The following is a 20,833-nucleotide window of genomic DNA, read 5'->3' as shown; positions in this document are numbered from 1 at the left end:
CGTATGCCCGTTTAATAAAAAATGAATAAAATAAAGTGAGAATAAAATGACAAACAACTTTTTTAAAGCTGGCCTACTTTCCAGTGCAATGTTATTAGGTTTAACCGCCTGTGATGGCGATGATGGTGCAACAGGAGCTGCTGGGCCACAAGGACAACAAGGGCCAACTGGCGCCGACGGCCAAGACGGCAAAGATGCTACCTCCTCATTTACCGCTACGTTAATTGCCCGTGCAGTATTAAATGCCCAGTCACCTGAAGGTGCTGCTGAAATTGTTCAATACCACAAAGCAAGCGGCATGATATACGCAATTAACAGCTCTGGAGATACAGCAACTGTCGAATTATTGCCACTTGCAGATGCTGAACCATCTGCGCTTACAGCTGATAGCGAAGGCGTTATTAGCAATACCAATTTAACAATAGCCGTTACGCTAGACCTCTCAGAAAATACGCCAGGTGATGCAAACAGTATTAGTATTTCTGATGATCTAAATATGCTGGCTGTCGCTATGGCTGCCGATGCTATAGATGAAAATGGTCATATCGCTTTTTACGATATTAGTGGTGCAACACCGACTTTCGTAAAAAATGTCGAAGTAGGCGTATTGCCTGATATGGTAACTTTCACGCCAGATAGCAGCAAAGTCGTCGTTGCCAATGAAGGCGAGCCAAGTGGTGACTACACTGTTGATCCAGAAGGGACTATTTCAATTATCAGTATCGCAGACGGCGAGGTAAGTAATACTGCGGTGTCACTTGGTTTTACTAACTACAACGACAAAAAAGCTGAATTAGCGGCACAAGGTATGATGTTCCCTAACCCAAGCGGGCGAGTCATTAATGGCCAAACAATTGATACCACCGTAGCAATGGACTTAGAGCCTGAATATGTGGCTATAAGTGCAGACTCAAAAACAGCTTTTGTCAGCTTACAAGAAAACAACGGATTAGTATTGGTAGATCTAGACGCAATGTCGATAACCGACATTAAAGGCTTAGGGTTTAAAGATTGGGGCAACTATTCCTTAGATGCTTCCGATAAAGACAGTGGTCTAAACTTGCGTCAGTATAAGAATTTATTTGGTATGTACCAGCCAGATACCATTGCGACATTCAGCTGGAAAGATGCAACCTTTGTCGTGACAGCGAATGAAGGCGATGGCCGCGAATATTTCTTTGATGTCGCGGATGAAGCTGCCTGTACTGCCGCTGGTGGTCTCGATTATGACGAAGACGATGGCTGTTTATCTTATACCGATGAAAGTCGCGCGGAAGATTTAAATTTAGACCCAGCTGCATTTGCTCATGTAAACAATGACGATGATGACTTAGGTCGCCTAAAAGTATCAATCGAGCGCGGTGATATCGACAGTGATGGCGATTACGACCAACTTTATACTTATGGTGCTCGTTCGTTCTCTATTTGGGATGCTTCAGGTAATTTAGTGTTTGATTCAGGAGACGAAATTGAACGTATTACTGCTGCTATCTATGGCGAAGCATTTAATAATGATGAAGACGAGAATGAAGGTGATACACGTTCAGATGCAAAAGGACCAGAGCCGGAAGCATTAGCCATTGGTGTTGTAGGTGAGCGTACTTTAGCATTTGTCGGTTTAGAGCGTATGGGCGGCATCATGATTTATGACATATCCAACCCATTCAATGTCAGCTTTGTCGACTATTTCAATAACCGTGGTGTTATTGAAGGTGCTGATATTACCGGAGACTTAGCACCTGAAGGCATGAAGTTTATCCCTGCGACAGACACGGAAAAAGCTATGTTAGTCGTCGGTAACGAAATTTCAGGCTCAGTGAGTGTCTGGGAAATTAGTGAAGAATAATTAGTTCGCTATATAATCGAGTCATGGTCGATAGGTGTTTATGATTATGGCTCGATACTTTTTTGCGTTAGACATTGCAGAATCTGATAAAAAGCGCATTGCGGTATTGCAACAAAATATCAAACCACCACTTCCTAAACCAACCGTCGCTAGCAATCTTCACCTTACGTTAGTATTTCTTGGCCAACTTAGCCCTGAGCAATTAACGCCACTGTTAATAAAGGCGGAGGCTCTTAGTAAAAATTACCTACAATCTTCAGAATATCAGCTTCATATTGATCACTATGATATGTTTGACCAAGCAAAGGTATTATTTTTAGGAATGGCTAATACACCAAGTTGGCTTGCTAAGTTAGTGACGGAACTTGAACTAGCCGCAGATAAAAACGATATCGATATTATCAAACGACCTTATCAACCTCATATCACCATTAGTCGAAAAGTGCGCGAGTTACCTGAACATTTCAGCGCAAATTTATATCTAAATATTAAAAGCTTTAGCCTGTACATTTCTGAATCTAGTGAGCAAGGCGTTATCTATACTCCCTTAAAAAAGTTCAAGTTAGCTCATTAACTTTAAACCATCACTTTTATCATATAAATATATAAGCAACTGTAATTTATGGTAATTAAAAATTTGCAACTTGCTAAAAATCTGCTTACTTGTTAAACGTTTTATAGCCTGTTATTTCTATATGCCCTTTGGAAAATGGAAGAGCAGCATGGAAAATTTACAACAATCAGACTATGACATTGTAAAAAAAGACAATATTTTATTTGTCGATGTTCAAAACATTTTCGATGCTGAAGCCTTCGCGCAATATCATTTAGACATGATTGAGCTTACTCAACAAATGAAGCACCAGCCATGGGCGTCTTTAATTATTTATCATGGTAGCGGCGTATTTACGCCTGAAGTTGAAGATAACATTGCTGATGTAACCAAGTACCGAGTGCAGCACAATATGATTGCTAATGCGACGGTATTTTTAGATAGTACGCATGCCGACATCCAACAAATGCAATTACGCCGCATTTATAACGGGTGTCACTTACCATTTTATGTATTTAGCGATGTAAAAAGCGCGGAAAATTGGCTGCAAGACTTTCTAGGTCAGCAGCCACAAGCAATGTAATTGTTAGCTATTCCATTATTCAGCTAAAATAAGTTGTGCGATGGTATCTATAGATAAACCTGTCGCACCAGCAGCCCATAGTTCATTAGCCTTACCGTTGTAAGCAGCCGCGATATCAAAATGCAACCAACCTTTTCCTTCATTAGGGACAAAACGACTTAAAAAGCCTGCAGCATTGCTTGCACCACCTGGACCGCCACCAGGAATTGGACGGCTATTAGCGGTATCAGCAAACGACGATGGACATTTACTTTGATGCCAGGTCTCTAAAGGCAATTGCCAAATCGGCTCATTAACTTGTTTTGCCGTTTTAATAGCAATATCGGCAACGTCTTGGTCTAATGCAAACAACGCGGTGTAGTCTCCACCAGTAGCACCAACTGCAGCACCGGTTAAAGTAGCAGCATCAATAATGAGTGGAGCACCAGTTTCACCAGCAGCTAAAAGACCATCAGCCAGGACAATTCGCCCTTCTGCATCCGTATTTGCTACTTCCATTGTGACACCGTTTTTGTAGGTAATAACGTCACCGAGTTTATAAGCAAAACTACTGACCATATTTTCCGCACAACATAAAAACAATTTTACTCGTTTAGTTAAGCCGCTTTCGATAGCCAAGGCCAGTGCACCTGCAACGACTGCGGCACCGCCCATATCGCATTTCATATCAAACATGCCAACGCTTGATTTCATCGAATAACCACCACTATCAAAGGTGATACCTTTACCGACTAAGCAGGCAGAAATAGCAGCATCAGCATCGCCTGTCGGGTTGTAGTCAACTTCCAACAAACACGGAGGATTAGTACTACCTTTACCCACATTGTATGTACCCATCCAACCTTGTTCAGCTAGTGCTTCACCATTTATTACCGTAGTGGTGACATGTTCTGGCGATAGTGACGACAAATAATCGATTGTTTGCTCAGCAAGCGATGCTGGGAATAGCTGCGCTGGTGTTTGGTTAGTTAAATCTCGACTCCAAGCATACACCGCTAATTTTTTTGTCAGCTCTTCTTTTCGCTCACCAACAAATTCAACATTCGTTAGTTTACCAACACTAGTAAAACCAAGTGCTAGCGCCCACTGACGATTTGAACCCCAGTTTTCGCCAACAAAGGTTACTTGCTTAACGCCCATACCATCAATTTTTCGGCCTGCCTTTTGAATATCGCGCAATGGATGCAAACTGTCAGGCTTAATAAAAACATAGATTTGGTCATTAACTACTTGAACTAAATTATTCGCCTGCCAGCTTTCAGAAACTGGTGAAAATGTAAGGTTAATGGCTGTGGTTGTTGTCATGAGGTTGCCTTGTTGTATTCATTATTGTTGGTTATTTTGCGTTGAGAAAAGCGAAACTCGCTTAACTTTTGTCGCTTAGAATTACTTTATTGCAGGTGTTTTTTTAAGGGCTGCTTTGGCATCTGCTATACCTTTTTTAGCAAAGCTAGCCATTTCTTCAGCGGTATGTTTAGGAATTGCCTTCGACGCATCAAACCACACGTGTTCAGGGGGCTTAACCTGCTCTTCATGTTCACCTAAAACCGCTTGAATAAACTCAGGAACGCTAGGTGGAAACTTACCACCTTTTGTACGAAACAAATCTAACGCATCCTTGATATTTTGTTCGCTAATTTTATCGCGAATTTTATATAAGCCTTTGGTAAGTTCAGTTTTATAGTGAGTGACTTTAGTCGCATCTTTGAAACCTGAAAATTGATACATACCATCAATAGAAGTCACTATTTTATTGATAATATTTTTTAGTTCGTCAGGAATTTGTGTGGCAGGTTTAGTGCCTTGTTGCTGCATGGCACCAGAAGACGGGTTATAGCGATTAACCAAATTACTCATATCTTGTGGTCGTAAATTACTCATTATAATCCCTCTAAATCGATGTCATCTGCCCAAGACTTATCTTCAAAGTTTACAGGCTCAAATCGTTTCGCGCTATACGATTGATTAGTTTGAGCTTTTTGTTCATTGCCAACCCAAGCTCTAACATAATTGGTAAAGCCGTTTTCAATTTGATAATCATTCTTAAGTGGAATTTGCTTTTCATAAGACTTATTAATAAAGCTATTCCACACTTCTACGATACTGGTTTGTAATTTACTAGTATCGATTTTACAAAGAATATCTTCGCGCGGATGATTAATATATTGCAACCAGTTCTCTACCGCTTGTTCTTTCACTTGTTGATTTTGGCTAACGGTATTTTGGTAACGCAAATTGGCATGGCTCATATTCAATTGCACTTTGTTGGCATAGGCGACAAAACGTTTTTGAATTAAATCCATACGCGCAGGAGGTTGTTCGCCATTAGCATCCATACTTGAAACAAAGGTATGCCAAATATCTAAGAAGTGCTGTTGGTTATAACCATGTTTAACAACCAACTTTGCGACCGACTCCATAATAAATTGATCATCAACATCAGACCATAAACGCTTAACTTGAGAATTAACAGTGTCGCCACTAGCAAACACCTGTGGTTGGTGATTTTGTGTGGAGGCCGGCTCTGTAATGTTTGTCGAGGCTAGTGTTATTTCGTTGAGAGTAAACCAAAATGTATTGCTTTGATCTTGCTTTTGAAGAATCAACCCTAACTCTTTCATGCGGTATAATGTGCGCATTAATTTACCTTTTTCAATAAAAGGAAACTGGCTGAGTAAGGCAGGTTCAGGAAGCTTTATCCAATAGCTATTATTGATAAAGTGTTGATCGAGTGTTTTATTGTAATGCAGCAGCTCTCTGAATTTTTGTAAAATCACCGCGATTTCCATACTGTTGTATCGAACCGCTTCATCACTATAGAAATGCTGTAACATTAATATTCCCCAATTAAAGACCAAATCATTATATCGCAATTTTTTAACAGATGCCCTTAGCAGTTCCATCGTTAACAAAATTGTTCACATCATTTGAGAAAACTGCTTTTATTGCATAGGCTTATGATTACTACTCAATTAATTAAGTGAAACAGTGCCTTGCAAATGAAGTACCTGCTAGGGGTTTTATTATTGCTGTGTACGCTCCCTTGCATCGCACAGCAAAAAATTGTCCTGCAATTAAAGTGGATGCATCAATTTCAGTTTGCAGGCTACTACGCGGCAAAAGCGCAAGGTTACTACCAAGAGGTAGGTATTGAACTGGAAATACGCGAGCGAGACATTAACACGTCGCCAGCAGAAGATGTATTGTCAGGTTACGCACATTTCGGTATAGCTGACTCAAGCATCGTGCTCAGGCACCTAAAAGGCGACGCCGTAACAATTACCAGTACTATATTTCAATCCAGCCCGCTTGTTTTAATGAGTTTGGCGAGTTCGAACATACAAACACCCGATGACTTTCGCGGCAAAAAAATCATGTATCAAAGAGGTGTTGATGGTGCTTCACTTGAAGCCATGATGTTGTTTTTTAATATTAAAAACGAAGAATACCAATTTATATCGCATAACTTTGACGATATGTCACTCGCCAAAGGGGACGTTGATTTAATGTCAGCCTACCTTTCTGACCAACCTTTTTTGTATGAAGCGCAGCAGGAAAAAACAACCATTTTTGACCCTAGTAGCTACGGCATCGATTTTTATGGCGACTTAATTTTCACTACTACAGATTTTGCTAAAGAAAACCTCGCCTTAATCGAGCAATTTAATCAAGCCACCTATAAAGGTTGGCAATATGCCTTTGAACACCCAGACCAAATAGCCCAGTTGATACGAGACAAATATCAGTCAAAGAAAAGCCTTGCAGCATTGCGTTATGAAGCTGCAGCAACACGCCGATTAGTCAAATATGGCATTGTCCCAATGGGCACAGTATTTCCAGAACGGTTCATTCGCATAGCCAATACCTACAAAGAATTAGGACTAGTACCTGAGCACGCCCAACTAAAAGAGCTACTCATTGCTGATTTGCAAGATAAGAAAATGCAATTGACTAATACCGAAATTTATTTTCTGGTCGGTATTATTGCATTAGTTGTTTTAATCGCTATCTCATCAATGCTGTTTAACTATAAGCTCAAATCGCAAGTAAAAAAACAAACTTGGGCAATTATCGAAACTAACGAACAACTCGCCAAAAGCGTCGCCATGCTCGAAGATAAAAATGTTCAGCTCAGCTCTGCAAAGCAGCTGGCCGAACAGGCAAATGTCGCGAAATCTTCATTCCTTGCCAACATGAGCCACGAAGTGCGCACCCCGATGAATGGTATTATGGGGGCTTTGCAAATACTGAATCGCCAAGACATTTCAAAAGACGCCAATGAACTAGTCGATATGGCAATGCTATCGTCAAAATCGTTGTTGACCATTATTAATGACATACTCGATTTATCAAAAATAGAAGCTGGCAAAATGACCTTAGAAGCGATTCCGTTTGCGCTTAAGCCAATCATTGAAAATACCGTAAATGAACTATCATCATTAATTGAAGAGAAAAAAATATCGGTAAATTTAACCTGTTCATCACAATTTACTGACGGCTTTATTGGCGATCCAGTCAGGATTAAACAAATTATCCTTAACCTTTTATCTAACGCTATTAAATTCACCGAAGCTGGTAGCGTTAATATAAAAGTCGCCCAAGTTTCCTATGGTGTTGAAATTAACGTAACAGATACCGGTATTGGCATGAGCGAAACTCAAGTTGCTAAGTTATTTAGTCGATTTGAGCAAGCGGATAGTTCAACCACAAGAAAGTTTGGCGGCACTGGTCTTGGACTGGCAATTACTAAGCGGTTAATCGAACTAATGCAAAGCGACATCCTTGTTGAAAGTGAGTTAAACAGAGGCACAACATTTACTGTACAACTACATTTAGCGACGACTGACATCTCAAGAATCCCCACAGATACACATGAAGTTAGTGCGCCTAATGCCAATGGTTACAACATTCTGCTTGCAGAAGATAATCGTATTAATCAAAAAATATTTTTATCTATTACCTCGCCAACGAAGGCAAATGTTGTGGTTGCCCATGACGGAGAACAAGCAATAGAACAATTTAAGACACAACACTTTGACTTGGTTTTTATGGATATTCAAATGCCCAACGTTGATGGCATACAGGCATGTAAAGCCATTAAACACATCAACCCAAATACGCCAATTGTTGCACTAACCGCCAATGTGATGGCTAACGATGTAAAGAAATACATGAATGAAGGCTTCAATAGTTATATAGCAAAACCCGTTGATGTAGAAGAGCTGTACCGTACAATCAATACCTACCTGAATTAATACAAATTCCACTCACTGATAGCCCACACCCGATACAAAGTGATACAAACTGAGAATCCTTGATACGTCTTTATTAATGGATATTCATTAGAGTTTTCATGCTGATAATTTTATTAAAGGATTAACAACATGACACTAACTTTACCCATTAAATCACTACTCATTGCATCAACAGTTTCACTGTTCATTACCGCTTGTGGAGGTTCATCAAATAGCTCAAAAAGCCCAAACCAAAGTACAAGCCAAAATACGAACCAAGACAATTCACAAACCACTACAGTGTTCGATTATCAAGCCTTAATCGACGGCGTAGTTGATCACAATGTGCCCGGCGTTATATTGCGCGTTGATACTGGGCAAACTCAGTTTGTAGGCAGTGCAGGTGTCACCGACACCGATACCCTAGAGCCAATGCAAAACTACCATCAGCAACCGACCGCTAGCGCTGGTAAACCCATGATTAGCTTATTAGTGGCTATGCTGGCAGAAGAAGGGTTACTTAATATTGATGACACACTAGATACTTGGCTTGACGAAGAGATACTCGAACGCATTGAAAATAGCCGTCAAATGACCCTAAGACAATTGCTCAATCATAGCGCAGGTGTCTTTAACTTTGTCGACGATGAAGCTTACATCACCATGTTACTCGAAGAACCAGAACGCTATAAATCAACCCTGGATTTTCTCCCCATTGCCTACGATAAACCGGCACAATTTTCACCTGGCGCCGATTACAGCTACTCCAATACAGGTTATTTATTAGCAAGTTTAGTTGTCGATAAACTATTTGATGAACACCATTCTGTAGCGTTAAGAGAGCGTATTCTCAATCCGTTAGCTTTGAACTCTACTTATTACCGAGGTATAGAGAAGTCATTGGGCGACTTTATCCAAGGCTACCATGTTGATGATGGCGAGCGATACCTCACCAAAGCACACCATGAAAACATTGCAACCGCTAACGACCCAGTAGTTTCAAGCGTTGAAGATATGGGACGTTTTCTCAAAGCGTTAGTTACTGATACTAGCTTTATAAGTGATGAAGTACGCGAACTCATGTGGGGAGAGCAAAGCCTAATGCACGTAGATGACCAAGTGTATTATGGTTTAGGTATATCACTTGAAACATTCCAAGATACTACAGCCTATGCACATGCAGGGCTAAACTATGGTTATCGCACGGTAAATATTTACGTTAAGGAAAAAGATCTAACAATTACCGCATTTATTAACTGTTCTACCGAGCCATACTGCACTGATGCTATGGACATTGTGGTAAATAACGTAATACGTGAGCACTTTTAATGAAAAATTGCAGCAAAGTGTTCAATACACTCTGCTGCATTTTTCCCCTACCAGTCGTGGAGAGAAGCTTATCTATCTTCGAGACTGTGGCTTAACAACCATTCATAAATATTGGTGTCGTAGGCGTCATATCGCGGATCGTATTCTACATTTAACTCGCTACCTTCTAGTGCCGATAAATCTAATACCGCGTGGTGAATATGATGCCTTGCATCTTTTAACAACGATAATTTAGGTAGCACTCTTGGCTGACACTGATCGACTATTGCGTTGTAAGCACGAATTGAACGTACAAATGGAGTGACCTGATCGCCAGTGCCGTGAAATAACCAAACTGGTACTTGTTCTATATTACAAAAATGCTCTGGAAGGTCTTCAATTTCAATGGAAAGCCCTGAAGCAATAGGTGCAATCGCCGCTATTTTGTCTGGGAATTCGACAGCATGTGCCGAGCTTATATAACCACCGCTGCTCCAACCGGTTAAATATACTCGGTTAATATCAATGTCGTATGTATGAATGGCATATTCTAAGAAGGCGTCAACTCTGTCTTTTAAACTAGGGCTTTGCAAACTGCCAATATGCGGCGCTAAAACGACGAACGGTAAATTATTATCCCATTGACCATCTTCAATTAACTTCGGAATACCATAGTTTTCTATGATCGCGTCCATCGAGATCAACGGGTCAGTACTTTCAGTAAACTCTAAATTAGCCCCAGAACCGTGAAAGTAAATTAGCAGAGGCGGTTTCTCGCCAGTTTCTTCGCCATAATCGAGTGGTAAATGTTCAAAGTATGCGAAGTTTGCGTAACTAGTCCCTAAAGGCCGCCGAGTTAAGTCTTGTTTATTAGCACCGACAACACGAACTACTCTAGCCTGCTCCGCAGCCATATTTCCATCGCTGTCAGTGACAGCATATCGTACAAGGTAATCGCCTATTATATCGGTATTCACTTCGCCCTGAATCACAATATCAGCAGTGATATTGCCGTCTTGATCGTCCGCTGCCAATGCACCGTCTTCTACATACAAGTCACCCACTTCAAGAATTAGCGTGCGTTCACCTAGTAACGAAATAACGGGGCGTTCTGTGCTATCTGAAAAGTCTGGTAAAGAAGCTTGCCACCATGCTTCAGTAGTTTCAGGAAATGGCACTAAACATTTTTCTATATCACGCTCGCACGGTCGCTTTTCTGAACCACCGCCACAGCTCACAACGAACATCACAGTAAAAAGGACAAGTAAAATATTTAACGTCCAAACAATTGTCGAACGACGCCTAGAGCGATTCACTGAACCATTTGACCGATTAGTACAGCCACCCTTCTGTCTTTCTTCGTAATACATTTTTACCTTCATTATATCTTTCATCTTACCCATTAAAGCTAGCAGCAATCATGTTCAAATGGGCACAAATAAGTGTCGAATGGCAGAAATAGTGTGATTAAAGGTTTTTAAAAATACTATTCGCATAAAACCCCGAGCTAAATTACAACGAATTCCGCTACCAAATAAATGCAATAGAGTTACGCATTAGTCACGTAGAAAACCATGCAAGCTTAAATACAATATGTGTTTCCTTGTCGATGTAGTGTAGGAAGATGGAATAGCAATAACTAGTAGTCTTGTATGTAATTACTGCATAAAAAAACATGAAACTTATCGAAACTTATTTCCTTACTTAATTTAAGTACCCAAAAAACTAGTAACAAATTGAATTATTTAATATTTCTGTTAGTTTAAAGAATAGTCTATAGGCGGATATAAATCAGATGCCTACATATTATATGTGTTATAAAAATCAAGGAACGTTATGAAAATATTTATAGTTATATTACTTTGCCTTTTTTCACTAAATGCTTTTGCTAGCCAAAAAGCGGTAACTGAAAATGGAGATGTCGTTATACTTAAGGAAGATGGCACATGGAGCTACGAAGAAGGAAAGGCCTCTGCTGAAATTGAGATTCCTGTTAACACAACTGCATTTAAAAAGGACAAGAAATCTAACTTTGCTTTGAAGAGCAGTAAAACCAATTCATCATTTTCAATAAACCCCAAAAAATGGAAATTCAAAAAAAATGAAAATGGTCATGAATCCGCAGAGTACACATTCCAATTAAAGAATGGTGATTTATATGGAATGGCTATTTCTGAACAAGTAGAAATTGATGTTGAAGAGCTAGCGAAAATAGCCTTTGACAACGCAAGAGACGCTGCTCCGGATACAAAAATAGTAAAAAAAGAATATAGAACAGTAAATGGTCATAAAGTTATCTATATGGAAATGGTTGGTAGCATCCAGAGCATAAAGTTTAAATATCTCGGCTATTATTACTCAAACTCTTCAGGCTCTACTCAATATTTAACATACACAAGTACAAACCTAGTCGAAAAATACAAAACAGAAATCGATAGGTTTTTGAATGGTTTCTCTATAATTTAAAGGTTTGACTAATAAGTAAGATAGACAGTTAACTTTCGCTTCGTTTAAGTTTAGCCAGTAGAAAAGCTATAGAGTTAAAAGCGAGCAACTATTTAAAAACAAAATATGCAATGCTAGTCGAAGCGTGGTTGATAAGTTAGCAGCGAATACCTTTGTGCACCGATAATCATTATAGCGCCTGATATTTATAGCGTATCAGGCGCAATACAACACTATTCAGGTTTTTTAAACACAAAGAAGAACCTATCCGTATTACCTGCTACCGTTTTGCGGCCTACTTCATATTGCAGGGAGTCATCTAGTCGATAAAACATATCCGAATGCTTTACCAATTCAAAGCCAGCCTGTTGAATTTCTACAAGTACCGTTACCGGATCTTCACGTCGCCAGTTTTCTGGGCTGTCTGATTGCATATGCCTGCGTGTATGATCGATAACAACATATGTGCCGCCGGGTTTTAATGCTTTGAAAACGGCTTGGTTAAATTCGGCACGCTCTTCTCCATGTAAATTGTGATACTCCCTGATATTTAAGAACATGTCTAAATCTTCGGATTGAAAATTGATTCCATTAAAGTCGAATGCACGGGTTTCTCTGTCCCATTTCATATCCAAATTAACCCGTCGTACTTGCTCCATCTGAGGGGTCTTCATCAACTCATCCAACCCTGCCATCCAAGTTTTAGGATAGCCAATAGTTAAATGGCCTTTATCTTTAAGTACAGGAGCCAAAATCTTTGTATACCAGCCGTTACCCGGACCAAATTCAAAGACTTTCATATCATCCTTTAGCCCCATAAATTTAAGTGCACCAGATGCCCACCGGTTGTTGTCGCGTTCGCGATCTGCGTCTGTTCGATAGTCCAGCTTCATCGCCTGTTCTATCTTGATTTCAGTCGCACTTTTTTCTTTTGCACTAACATTTAAGCTAAAAGCCATTACAGCACTTATTGCTGTTATTTGTAGGGCTTTCTTCATTATTCAATCCTTAATTTAAGTTGCTCGTTTTAGTAACACGCCTTTAGATATACTGCTTGGTTTACTGTGACACGAAAAACAAGGCAAAGTAAAACCGTATAGCCCCATGAATAATGTAAGACTTTGTAAATATTAGTCGGTGGTTGCATGAAATGAATCTATGCATAAACTTCGAGAGCTTGGATTGCTTACCATTTTGCGAGTAGTTACCTAAGAGCGATGAACGGAAGTTCAGGTTTTGCCTAATAATGATAAAATAATGCTAGCTGTTTAAGAGGATCTACTTATGAAAACCATTGGAAAGCTGGCTAAAGAACTGAACATTAACGTAGAAACAGTCCGATTCTATGAGCGTAAAGGACTTATCGTACAGCCACTAAAGCCTGATAGTGGTTATCGCATGTATGACAACACCTATGCCAATCAACTTAAATTCATATTAAAGGCTAAAGCTTTGGGCTTTACACTTGATGAAGTAGCTTCACTAATGTCAATGAGTGGAAACTGCGCTGATGTCGAATCAATGGGATTACAAAAACTCATGTTAATTCGAGAGAAAATTGCTGATTTACAGCGGCTAGAACAGGTGATTCAAGATATGACAAATTCTTGCAAAGCTAATCAAGACCCCAACTCATGCCCAATTATAAATTCACTTAGCTAACCATTGACTCCGTACCTATATACGGAGTTTAAACTACCTCAAAATTAGAGGTAATTATGATTAATAAAATTCTTGATAAAGTAGGCTCTGGTGGCGTTTGGCTAGCCGCACTTAGTTGCACAACATGTTTTCCAGCACTCGGTTCACTAGCATCAGCTCTAGGGCTTGGTTTCTTGTCTCATTTTGAAGGAATAGCGGTTAATACGTTATTGCCGCTGTTTGCAGCACTCGCCTTATTGGTAAATCTCTATAACTGGTATCAACATAAGCATTTGGTAAGAGGAATATTAAGTGTACTTGGCCCAGTTGCAATATTGTTGACACTTTATCCTTTGTGGCAATACGACTGGAGCACTTACTTATTTTACTTTGGGATCACATGGATGGTATTTATGTCAGTTTTGGATATCGTTAAGCCAGTTAAGGAGCCTGTATGCATGGCGTAGAATTAGAATCAAAGATTGCTTGTCCTGAATGTGGATATAGTAAGATCGAGACCATGCCAACAAACGCTTGCCAGTGGTATTACGAATGTGAGGGATGCAAAACACTACTTAAGCCGTTAAAAGGTGATTGTTGCGTTTATTGCTCTTACGGGACAGTTAAATGCCCACCTATTCAAGAAGGAAGCGGTTGTTGCAATAAATCTTAAGGTCTGTTTTTGGCACATTACAAACCTTACAAAACCATTAAGTATCACGTATATTTCTTTTTCATTTATTCATATGCACAGGCCAATTCAAATAAATGCCAATGATTTCAGTACACAAAGCCACCCTCATCAAACGCTATAAACGCTTCCTTGCCGATGTTGTATTGGAAGATGGAACAGAAACGACCATTCACGTAGCAAATACAGGCGCTATGACGGGTTGCGCAGAACCGGGTGACATTGTTTGGTATAGCACGTCTAATAACCCTAAGCGTAAGTACCCATTTAGCTGGGAATTAACGCAAACTAAACAAGGTAATCACTTTATTTGCGTGAATACTGCACAAGCAAATAACTTGGTTGAACAAGCAATTATTGACGGCACTATTACGCAGCTACAAGGGTATAAAAGCTTAAAGCGCGAAGTAAAATACGGTGAAGAAAACAGCAAAATCGATATTTTTCTATCAGACGGTGAGCAAGAAAATGCTTATGTTGAAGTAAAAAGTGTCACGTTACTGCAAAATGGTAATGGTTATTTTCCTGATGCGGTAACCACTCGAGGGCAAAAGCATTTAAGAGAGTTAATGACCATTGCGCAATCAGGGGAGCGCGCCGTACTGGTATTTGCCGTGTTACACACGGGTATTGATAACTTTTCTGCTGCAAAACATATCGATGCAAAATATGCTGAACTGTTAGAACAAGCCATAGCTCAAGGTGTTGAAGTGTTAGTTTATAAAGCGAAAATTTCAGCTAACGCCATAGTAATAAACCAACAACTTATCTTTTAAGGTTATGCGATTTGGCGACCTTGTTCGTCAACATGTAAAGCATACCAATCTAATGCCGAGTTAATAGCCGGCGAGTAGGCTTGCAGTACTTGCTTATCCACTTCTTGCTGACTCTCATAGGTATAGCGTTGCTTATCTTGTTTCGCATGTTGACCAAATAATTCACTGATAGCGCTAAGCAACTCTTTGTCGGTGAGTGGTAAAGACAGCGTATCGCCCGCTTGCTTTAACGTATCAAAAGGCTGTTCAATTAGTTGTTGATAATAAATTTCTGTCCACTGACATGACGGTAAACTCGCTTGCGCACGACTAAATTGACTATGCTGCATCATATACACAACAGCAGCAGATTTAGCGACCTTAATATAAATATCCTCGCCACTGTTATCTATTTGATTAATGAGTGTTTTATATTCCGGCATCACTGCTAATAAATGCTCACGTAAGTGATAAATAAAGTTTATTCGCGCTTTGCCGCCTCGAAATATAGCCAGTAAATATTGCGCTAAATCGATGGTCAGAAAAACAGCTTTTTGCTCAGGTACTTGTGTAACCAAATCAGGCAGTAATGAATTAACCCAATTAGAAGGCTTTATCATTGCGTGCTGATCCTTAGTAAACGTTTTTCCTAATTGGTTAATAACAACATTAAGGCCTTGTTGCCACTTGCTCCGATCTCGATAGTGCAAATGATTTTGCGCCTTTAAATTTGCCAAATCAATTAAGACTTGTGGCTCTTTTAAACACTGCACTTTAGATAAAATATGGCCCAGCGTTTTTGCCAATAAGGTAGAGCCGCAAAAACCAACATGGTAAATATAGCGTGTTACCGGAGTCTTTACTGTTAGTGATTCATTGGCTAGTAATTGAGAAGCTTGGTGAACATAATGAGTATTATCGACAGAGAAATTATCTCGTCCGTCTAAAAACGAGATGTGATTCAGTTTTTCTTGTGTTGAGTTAATAAACGTCACGCGATCATTTACCGCATCAAATTGATGAAGAAAGAAGTTTGCTTGTGTTAATAGCGTGTGCTCTGTAACGCTTGTTCCTTGATTTATATTCATTTTCCATAATAGTTGCATAAAAATTTGCGGGCTATTACAAACAAAATTTCACACACAAGTCATGACAGAATGTAAGCACTTATTGCAATTACCGATACTTGAAACGACTATTTACAGAAGCTAAGAATTTTGACATTGATTGAAAAATTTACTCTCATTTCATTACAAAATTCGCTCTCTTTCACAAATTTAAAAATTATTTATTCAATAAAGATTGACTAACCCTAGTGAATCTTGCTAAAAATTCTTGCTTGCCGAGAAATGGTGCAAGTTCAAGGTATTTATTTTTAAAGCTAACCGATTGAATTTGTTGCATTACCTTATTTTTTCGACACTTTTACTTGAAAATCATTTCCAGCGACGCAATATAGCCTTCTTAGTAAACGGTTATGACAAGGCCAAAGGGCCTAAAATTGGCAATTGAAACCAGGTGGTCAAAGAAGTGAGCCAAGGCTCCCCATACTGGACTAGTAGCATTAGGAGATTCAGCATGCCAGACAAACAAAAAGCATTAGGTATTTTAGCTTTAGCGGGTGTAGCACCTTACCAAGAAAAGCCTGGTGAAGAATACATGAACGCTGAGCAGCTTGAGCATTTTAAAAAAATATTAGAAGCTTGGCGTAATCAACTTCGTGAAGAAGTAGACCGTACCGTAACGCATATGCAAGACGAAGCAGCTAACTTCCCTGACCCAGTGGATAGAGCAGCACAAGAAGAAGAATTCAGCTTAGAATTACGTACACGAGATCGTGAGCGTAAGCTAATCAAGAAAATTGAAAAAACACTTCAATTGATTGAAGAAGATGATTTCGGTTTCTGTAACGCATGTGGCATCGAAATTGGCATTCGCCGTTTAGAAGCACGTCCAACAGCTGATTTATGTATTGAATGTAAAACACTTGCAGAAATCAAAGAACGTCAAATGGCAGGCTAATCTAGCCTACTCATTCAATGGCGTTTCCGCTTAAAGAGCGGCCCAATTCTCAATATCGTGGCCGCTTTGCTCCCTCTCCTTCTGGTTTATTACATTTCGGCTCATTAGTCGCCGCGCTCGCTAGCTTTTTAGATGCCAAGGCCAATAACGGTTATTGGTTAGTCCGTATTGAAGATATCGATCCACCTCGCGAACAAATAGGCGCTGCAAGTGAAATACTACACACACTAGAAGCCTATGGGCTGTATTGGGACGAGCAAGTTTTATATCAAAGCCAGCAAAGCGAATTATATGAGCAAGTACTCGCTTACCTTGAATCAAATAAATTAACTTACTTCTGCCAATGTACCCGTGCAACGATCAAAGCCAGTGGCGGAATTTACAATCGCCATTGTCAGCATTTGAATTTGCCCTCTACTAATGCAGGAACACGGCTCATCAATCAATTCCCTGTCGCCAATTATCGTGATGCGATTCAAGGAATAGTCACTTGCGATGAAAAATTAGCGGGTGAAGACTTTATTATTAAGCGCAAAGACGGTTTATATGCATATCAATTAGCGGTTGTGGTAGACGATATCGTACAAGGCATTACGCATATTGTACGTGGTTGCGATTTGTTAGAGCCAACAGCAAGACAACTTACGCTTTACCAAACTTTTAATATAACGCCGCCTCAATATGCTCATGTCCCGTTAGTAGTAACCCATGACGGATACAAGCTAAGCAAACAAAACAAGGCGCCAGCAATAGACAAAAAAGCACCACAAGCTAGCCTAATCGCGGCCTTGACTTTCTTAGGCCAAAACCCGCCTGCTGCATTAGCAAATGAACCTACTGAGCAAGTAATTCAATGGGCGGTTAAACACTGGCAGCTAAATAATGTCCCTAGAGTCGCGCAAATTCCGCTGACAATTGGCTAATATTAGAATTTTTATTCTAAATAACCATGGTTTTTCATTCTCTTTTAGCAAGCTCTAGGTTAAAATTGCGCCGTTTATACGCGCTCACCATATGCCGAGGTTTTTAATTATCAAACGCGTGATTAATTTGTGTAAAAAGTTGCTAAATAAAGACACTGAACAATCAGTAGACTTTCCTATCGTTATCTCACGTGACCAACACAGTGTGTCGCGTAAATACATTAGTGACAATGCACTTAAAGTACTCTACCGATTACAAAAATCAGGATATGACGCCTACCTTGTTGGTGGCGGTGTTAGAGACATGTTGTTAGGTATAGAACCTAAAGATTTTGATATCGCAACCAATGCAACACCTGAGCAAATTAAAAAGTTATTCAGAAATTGTCGCCTTATTGGCCGACGCTTTCGCTTGGCACATATTGTCTTTGGTCGCGATATTATAGAGGTTGCAACCTTCAGAGGCCATCACGACAGCGCCTCTAAGCAAGATAAAAACTGCACTAAAACATCCAAACAGAGCGATCACGGCATGCTGCTTCGTGACAATATATATGGCTCTATTGACGAAGATGCAGAACGTCGAGACTTTACCATTAATGCGCTTTACTACAATGTCGGCGATTTTAAAATCTACGACTTTGCCAATGGCGTTGAAGATATCAAACAACGTAAAATTCGATTAATTGGCGATCCTGAAACTCGCTATCGAGAAGACCCGGTTCGTATGCTGCGAGCGGTGAGATTTGCAACTAAATTAGACATGCAAATAAGCGCAGAAACTGAAAAGCCAATTAAGCAACTGGCATCATTATTGGACCATATCCCTGCTGCTCGCATGTTTGAAGAGTTCTTAAAGCTTTTCATTTCTGGTAAAGCGCAAGCCAACTTTGAAATGCTTAGAGAATATGGTTTATTCAAGTATTTATTCCCAATAGTTGATCAGGCATTATCTGAAGAAGATAACGAAACGCTGAAATCGTTTATCCATCTAGCATTAAGTAATACCGATGCGCGTATTAACAACGATCAGCGTGTTACTCCTGCATTTTTACTAGCCGCGTTATTATGGTACCCGTTATCGCGCCAAGTGAGCCAATTAAAGCAAACAACACAGCTAACGCCACAAGATGCTTTTTTCTCTGCGTTACATGAAGTTATGTCTGAACAACAGCGTAGTATCGCTATACCTAAACGCTTTCAATCACCAATGAAAGATATATGGATTCTACAAGACAAGCTATCCAAAAGAGAAGGTAAGCGCGCTTATAAAACACTTGAGCACCCCAAGTTTAGAGCGGGTTACGATTTCTTATTAATTCGTGGTGAAATCGAAGGCGGGGACATTGCACTGTTGGCTAAATGGTGGACCGATTTTCAATCAGCTACTCCTGACGTTCAACAGATGATGATTAAATCATTGCCAGTCGGCAGAAATTCACGTCGAACAATTAGGAAGCGTCGAAAGCCACGTACTAAAGCGGCTAAAACTGACTAGTATGAACACCGTATATATTGGTCTGGGTAGTAACTTATCTGATCCGGCAAAACAAATTCAATTAGCGGTAGACGCGATTGGCCAGATTAAGTGTTCAACCATTACCGCGCTTTCTTCATTATATTTTAGCCGACCGATGGGACCTGCTGATCAGCCAGATTACATGAATGCCGTGCTTGAGCTATCGACGGAATTGGCACCATTGGCTTTGCTAGACGAACTTCAACACATTGAAAATAACGCCGGTCGCATTCGAAAAGATAATCGCTGGGGTCCACGCATTCTCGATTTAGACATTATCCTATTTGGCAATCAAGAAATTAACTGTGATCGGCTGACAGTGCCTCATTACGGCATGAGAGAACGTGAGTTTGTCATACTGCCGCTTCTTGAAATTGCCCAAGAGCTTACACTGCCTGATGGCACAAAAATAACAACATTAAGCCAGCAAATTGACGACAACGGTTTAAAAATTTATGGTAACTTGCACTACGCATTACGCAACAGTTGTAAGTAATTATCCAATTTGGAATCTACTATGGCAAAAATAACCACATCAAAACTATTAAAAATGAAACAGAATGGTGAAAAAATTTCGACCATTACTGCCTACGATGCAAGTTTTGCAAAATTATTCGACCAAGCAGGTATTCACGCTATTTTAATCGGTGATTCACTGGGTATGGTACTGCAAGGGCAAGACGATACCTTGCCAGTTTCAATAGATGATATGGCCTACCATACACGCTGTGTTAAGGCCGGTGTAGAAAATACACTAATTATTAGTGACATGTCATTTATGACCTATGCAACGAAAGAACAAACGTACGAAAATGCTGCTAAATTAATGCAAGCGGGTGCTTCTATTGTCAAAATGGAAGGTGGAAGCTGGTTAGTCGATACCATTAAAGGTCTAGTGGAACGTGGCATTCCGGTTTGTGGTCATTTAGGTTTAACGCCACAATCGGTTAATGTCTTTGGCGGTTTTAAAGTACAAGGACGCGAGCAATCACAAGCTGATGCCATGGTTGAAGAAGCCAAGGCACTAGAAGCTGCAGGCATTCAGTTATTAGTGCTTGAATGCATTCCTGAAGGGCTAGGTAAAGCAATATCTGAAGCGGTTAGCATTCCAACTATCGGTATTGGCGCAGGTCGTGAAACTGATGGCCAAATCTTAGTGATGCACGACGCCCTTGGCATTTCTTGTAGTTATATGCCTAAGTTCTCTCGTAACTTCTTAAAAGATACGGGTGATATTAAAAAGGCCATAGAGCTATATATAGAAGAAGTATCCAATGGTAACTTCCCTGGTGAAGACCACATTTTTAGCTAAG

The 20,833-nt window shown here is 39.9% G+C and carries 21 protein-coding genes; 15 read left to right on the top strand and 6 right to left on the bottom strand.

The window, feature by feature from the left end; all coding sequences use genetic code 11:
- Nucleotides 1–46 precede the first annotated feature (46 nt).
- The 3 genes from HII17_RS09720 to HII17_RS09710 all read left to right on the top strand — a co-directional run bounded on the left by HII17_RS09720 (nt 47) and on the right by HII17_RS09710 (nt 2,982).
- A complete protein-coding gene (locus HII17_RS09720) occupies nt 47–1,846 on the top strand; it encodes a choice-of-anchor I family protein (RefSeq protein WP_169075181.1) in 1,800 nt (599 codons plus the stop codon).
- 46 nt (nt 1,847–1,892) lie between these two features.
- Entirely contained in the window at nt 1,893–2,420 is a 528-nt protein-coding gene (gene thpR / locus HII17_RS09715; protein ID WP_169075180.1) for an RNA 2',3'-cyclic phosphodiesterase, read from the top strand.
- Nucleotides 2,421–2,568: 148 nt separating this feature from the next.
- Complete coding sequence (locus tag HII17_RS09710) at nt 2,569–2,982, top strand: hypothetical protein (protein WP_169075179.1); 414 nt, start codon at nt 2,569–2,571, stop codon at nt 2,980–2,982.
- Between the two features lie 15 nt (nt 2,983–2,997).
- Here HII17_RS09710 and pepB read toward each other — a convergent pair whose 3' ends face one another.
- The 3 genes from pepB to HII17_RS09695 all read right to left on the bottom strand — a co-directional run bounded on the left by pepB (nt 2,998) and on the right by HII17_RS09695 (nt 5,816).
- Entirely contained in the window at nt 2,998–4,287 is a 1,290-nt protein-coding gene (gene pepB, locus HII17_RS09705) for an aminopeptidase PepB (RefSeq protein ID WP_169075178.1), read from the bottom strand.
- Nucleotides 4,288–4,368: 81 nt separating this feature from the next.
- Nucleotides 4,369–4,863: a hypothetical protein gene (locus tag HII17_RS09700; protein WP_169075177.1), complete on the bottom strand. Its 495-nt coding sequence runs from the start codon at nt 4,861–4,863 to the stop codon at nt 4,369–4,371.
- Nucleotides 4,863–5,816 carry a hypothetical protein gene (locus HII17_RS09695; RefSeq protein WP_169075176.1) on the bottom strand — a complete coding sequence of 318 codons (954 nt, stop codon included), beginning with the start codon at nt 5,814–5,816 and terminating at the stop codon, nt 4,863–4,865. The genes HII17_RS09700 and HII17_RS09695 overlap by 1 nt, the downstream gene beginning before the upstream one ends.
- A gap of 165 nt (nt 5,817–5,981) precedes the next feature.
- Here HII17_RS09695 and HII17_RS09690 point away from each other — a divergent pair, with 165 nt between their 5' ends.
- Nucleotides 5,982–8,237, top strand: a complete 2,256-nt coding sequence (locus HII17_RS09690) for an ABC transporter substrate-binding protein (protein WP_169075175.1) — start codon at nt 5,982–5,984, stop codon at nt 8,235–8,237.
- 129 nt (nt 8,238–8,366) lie between these two features.
- On the top strand, nt 8,367–9,545 hold the full coding sequence (locus HII17_RS09685) for a serine hydrolase domain-containing protein (RefSeq protein ID WP_169075174.1): 1,179 nt from the start codon (nt 8,367–8,369) through the stop codon (nt 9,543–9,545).
- Between the two features lie 68 nt (nt 9,546–9,613).
- Here the strand turns inward: HII17_RS09685 and HII17_RS09680 are convergent, their stop codons facing one another.
- Nucleotides 9,614–10,906 carry an immunoglobulin-like domain-containing protein gene (locus HII17_RS09680; RefSeq protein WP_211185322.1) on the bottom strand — a complete coding sequence of 431 codons (1,293 nt, stop codon included), beginning with the start codon at nt 10,904–10,906 and terminating at the stop codon, nt 9,614–9,616.
- A 454-nt stretch (nt 10,907–11,360) separates the two neighbouring features.
- Between HII17_RS09680 and HII17_RS09675 the strand changes: the two genes are divergently transcribed.
- Nucleotides 11,361–11,990, top strand: coding sequence for a hypothetical protein (locus tag HII17_RS09675; protein ID WP_169075172.1), 630 nt, complete (start codon nt 11,361–11,363; stop codon nt 11,988–11,990).
- A gap of 212 nt (nt 11,991–12,202) precedes the next feature.
- Here HII17_RS09675 and HII17_RS09670 read toward each other — a convergent pair whose 3' ends face one another.
- On the bottom strand, nt 12,203–12,967 hold the full coding sequence (locus HII17_RS09670) for a class I SAM-dependent methyltransferase (RefSeq protein WP_169075171.1): 765 nt from the start codon (nt 12,965–12,967) through the stop codon (nt 12,203–12,205).
- Between the two features lie 286 nt (nt 12,968–13,253).
- On the opposite strand from HII17_RS09670, the gene HII17_RS09665 reads away from it, so the two are divergent.
- From HII17_RS09665 to sfsA, 4 genes are all read left to right on the top strand, one after another.
- The gene (locus HII17_RS09665) at nt 13,254–13,631 is read left to right on the top strand and encodes a MerR family transcriptional regulator (RefSeq protein WP_169075170.1); all 378 of its coding nucleotides are present in this window, start codon (nt 13,254–13,256) and stop codon (nt 13,629–13,631) included.
- Nucleotides 13,632–13,687: 56 nt separating this feature from the next.
- Nucleotides 13,688–14,077 (top strand): organomercurial transporter MerC, encoded by a 390-nt coding sequence (gene merC, locus HII17_RS09660; protein WP_169075169.1) that lies wholly within the window; start codon nt 13,688–13,690, stop codon nt 14,075–14,077.
- Nucleotides 14,065–14,283, top strand: coding sequence for a GDCCVxC domain-containing (seleno)protein (locus HII17_RS19075; RefSeq protein WP_169075168.1), 219 nt, complete (start codon nt 14,065–14,067; stop codon nt 14,281–14,283). The genes merC and HII17_RS19075 overlap by 13 nt, the downstream gene beginning before the upstream one ends.
- A 95-nt stretch (nt 14,284–14,378) precedes the next feature.
- Complete coding sequence (gene sfsA, locus HII17_RS09650) at nt 14,379–15,077, top strand: DNA/RNA nuclease SfsA (protein WP_169075167.1); 699 nt, start codon at nt 14,379–14,381, stop codon at nt 15,075–15,077.
- 2 nt (nt 15,078–15,079) lie between these two features.
- On the opposite strand, the gene HII17_RS09645 is transcribed toward sfsA, so the two are convergent.
- Nucleotides 15,080–16,162 carry a sulfotransferase gene (locus HII17_RS09645; RefSeq protein WP_169075166.1) on the bottom strand — a complete coding sequence of 361 codons (1,083 nt, stop codon included), beginning with the start codon at nt 16,160–16,162 and terminating at the stop codon, nt 15,080–15,082.
- Between the two features lie 472 nt (nt 16,163–16,634).
- Between HII17_RS09645 and dksA the strand changes: the two genes are divergently transcribed.
- The 5 genes from dksA to panB all read left to right on the top strand — a co-directional run bounded on the left by dksA (nt 16,635) and on the right by panB (nt 20,832).
- Nucleotides 16,635–17,078 (top strand): RNA polymerase-binding protein DksA, encoded by a 444-nt coding sequence (gene dksA, locus HII17_RS09640; RefSeq protein ID WP_169075165.1) that lies wholly within the window; start codon nt 16,635–16,637, stop codon nt 17,076–17,078.
- Between the two features lie 17 nt (nt 17,079–17,095).
- A complete protein-coding gene (gene gluQRS / locus HII17_RS09635; protein ID WP_169075164.1) occupies nt 17,096–18,001 on the top strand; it encodes a tRNA glutamyl-Q(34) synthetase GluQRS in 906 nt (301 codons plus the stop codon).
- Nucleotides 18,002–18,092: 91 nt separating this feature from the next.
- A complete protein-coding gene (gene pcnB / locus HII17_RS09630) occupies nt 18,093–19,499 on the top strand; it encodes a polynucleotide adenylyltransferase PcnB (protein WP_169075163.1) in 1,407 nt (468 codons plus the stop codon).
- A gap of 1 nt (nt 19,500) precedes the next feature.
- Nucleotides 19,501–20,016, top strand: coding sequence for a 2-amino-4-hydroxy-6-hydroxymethyldihydropteridine diphosphokinase (gene folK / locus HII17_RS09625; RefSeq protein WP_169075162.1), 516 nt, complete (start codon nt 19,501–19,503; stop codon nt 20,014–20,016).
- Nucleotides 20,017–20,037: 21 nt separating this feature from the next.
- A complete protein-coding gene (panB, locus tag HII17_RS09620) occupies nt 20,038–20,832 on the top strand; it encodes a 3-methyl-2-oxobutanoate hydroxymethyltransferase (protein ID WP_169075161.1) in 795 nt (264 codons plus the stop codon).
- Nucleotide 20,833 lies beyond the last annotated feature (1 nt).

The sequence above is a fragment of the Thalassotalea algicola genome (assembly GCF_012932965.1).
GTDB lineage: Bacteria > Pseudomonadota > Gammaproteobacteria > Enterobacterales > Alteromonadaceae > Thalassotalea_F > Thalassotalea_F algicola.
The sequence above is the reverse complement of the archived record's forward strand: the minus strand, read 5'-3'. Positions and strand labels throughout refer to the sequence as shown.

What these genes read in the sequence shown, in the direction of transcription:
- HII17_RS09675 (WP_169075172.1), top strand. Translation starts at nt 11,361, where the DNA reads ATGAAAATATTTATAGTTATATTACTTTGCCTTTTTTCACTAAATGCT.
- HII17_RS09670 (WP_169075171.1), bottom strand. Translation starts at nt 12,967, where the DNA reads ATGAAGAAAGCCCTACAAATAACAGCAATAAGTGCTGTAATGGCTTTT.
- folK (WP_169075162.1), top strand. Translation starts at nt 19,501, where the DNA reads ATGAACACCGTATATATTGGTCTGGGTAGTAACTTATCTGATCCGGCA.
- merC (WP_169075169.1), top strand. Translation starts at nt 13,688, where the DNA reads ATGATTAATAAAATTCTTGATAAAGTAGGCTCTGGTGGCGTTTGGCTA.
- HII17_RS09685 (WP_169075174.1), top strand. Translation starts at nt 8,367, where the DNA reads ATGACACTAACTTTACCCATTAAATCACTACTCATTGCATCAACAGTT.
- HII17_RS09710 (WP_169075179.1), top strand. Translation starts at nt 2,569, where the DNA reads ATGGAAAATTTACAACAATCAGACTATGACATTGTAAAAAAAGACAAT.
- HII17_RS09645 (WP_169075166.1), bottom strand. Translation starts at nt 16,162, where the DNA reads ATGCAACTATTATGGAAAATGAATATAAATCAAGGAACAAGCGTTACA.
- panB (WP_169075161.1), top strand. Translation starts at nt 20,038, where the DNA reads ATGGCAAAAATAACCACATCAAAACTATTAAAAATGAAACAGAATGGT.
- gluQRS (WP_169075164.1), top strand. Translation starts at nt 17,096, where the DNA reads ATGGCGTTTCCGCTTAAAGAGCGGCCCAATTCTCAATATCGTGGCCGC.
- sfsA (WP_169075167.1), top strand. Translation starts at nt 14,379, where the DNA reads ATGCCAATGATTTCAGTACACAAAGCCACCCTCATCAAACGCTATAAA.
- HII17_RS19075 (WP_169075168.1), top strand. Translation starts at nt 14,065, where the DNA reads ATGCATGGCGTAGAATTAGAATCAAAGATTGCTTGTCCTGAATGTGGA.
- pepB (WP_169075178.1), bottom strand. Translation starts at nt 4,287, where the DNA reads ATGACAACAACCACAGCCATTAACCTTACATTTTCACCAGTTTCTGAA.
- HII17_RS09695 (WP_169075176.1), bottom strand. Translation starts at nt 5,816, where the DNA reads ATGTTACAGCATTTCTATAGTGATGAAGCGGTTCGATACAACAGTATG.
- thpR (WP_169075180.1), top strand. Translation starts at nt 1,893, where the DNA reads ATGGCTCGATACTTTTTTGCGTTAGACATTGCAGAATCTGATAAAAAG.
- HII17_RS09690 (WP_169075175.1), top strand. Translation starts at nt 5,982, where the DNA reads ATGAAGTACCTGCTAGGGGTTTTATTATTGCTGTGTACGCTCCCTTGC.
- HII17_RS09720 (WP_169075181.1), top strand. Translation starts at nt 47, where the DNA reads ATGACAAACAACTTTTTTAAAGCTGGCCTACTTTCCAGTGCAATGTTA.
- dksA (WP_169075165.1), top strand. Translation starts at nt 16,635, where the DNA reads ATGCCAGACAAACAAAAAGCATTAGGTATTTTAGCTTTAGCGGGTGTA.
- HII17_RS09680 (WP_211185322.1), bottom strand. Translation starts at nt 10,906, where the DNA reads ATGAAGGTAAAAATGTATTACGAAGAAAGACAGAAGGGTGGCTGTACT.
- HII17_RS09700 (WP_169075177.1), bottom strand. Translation starts at nt 4,863, where the DNA reads ATGAGTAATTTACGACCACAAGATATGAGTAATTTGGTTAATCGCTAT.
- pcnB (WP_169075163.1), top strand. Translation starts at nt 18,093, where the DNA reads ATGCCGAGGTTTTTAATTATCAAACGCGTGATTAATTTGTGTAAAAAG.
- HII17_RS09665 (WP_169075170.1), top strand. Translation starts at nt 13,254, where the DNA reads ATGAAAACCATTGGAAAGCTGGCTAAAGAACTGAACATTAACGTAGAA.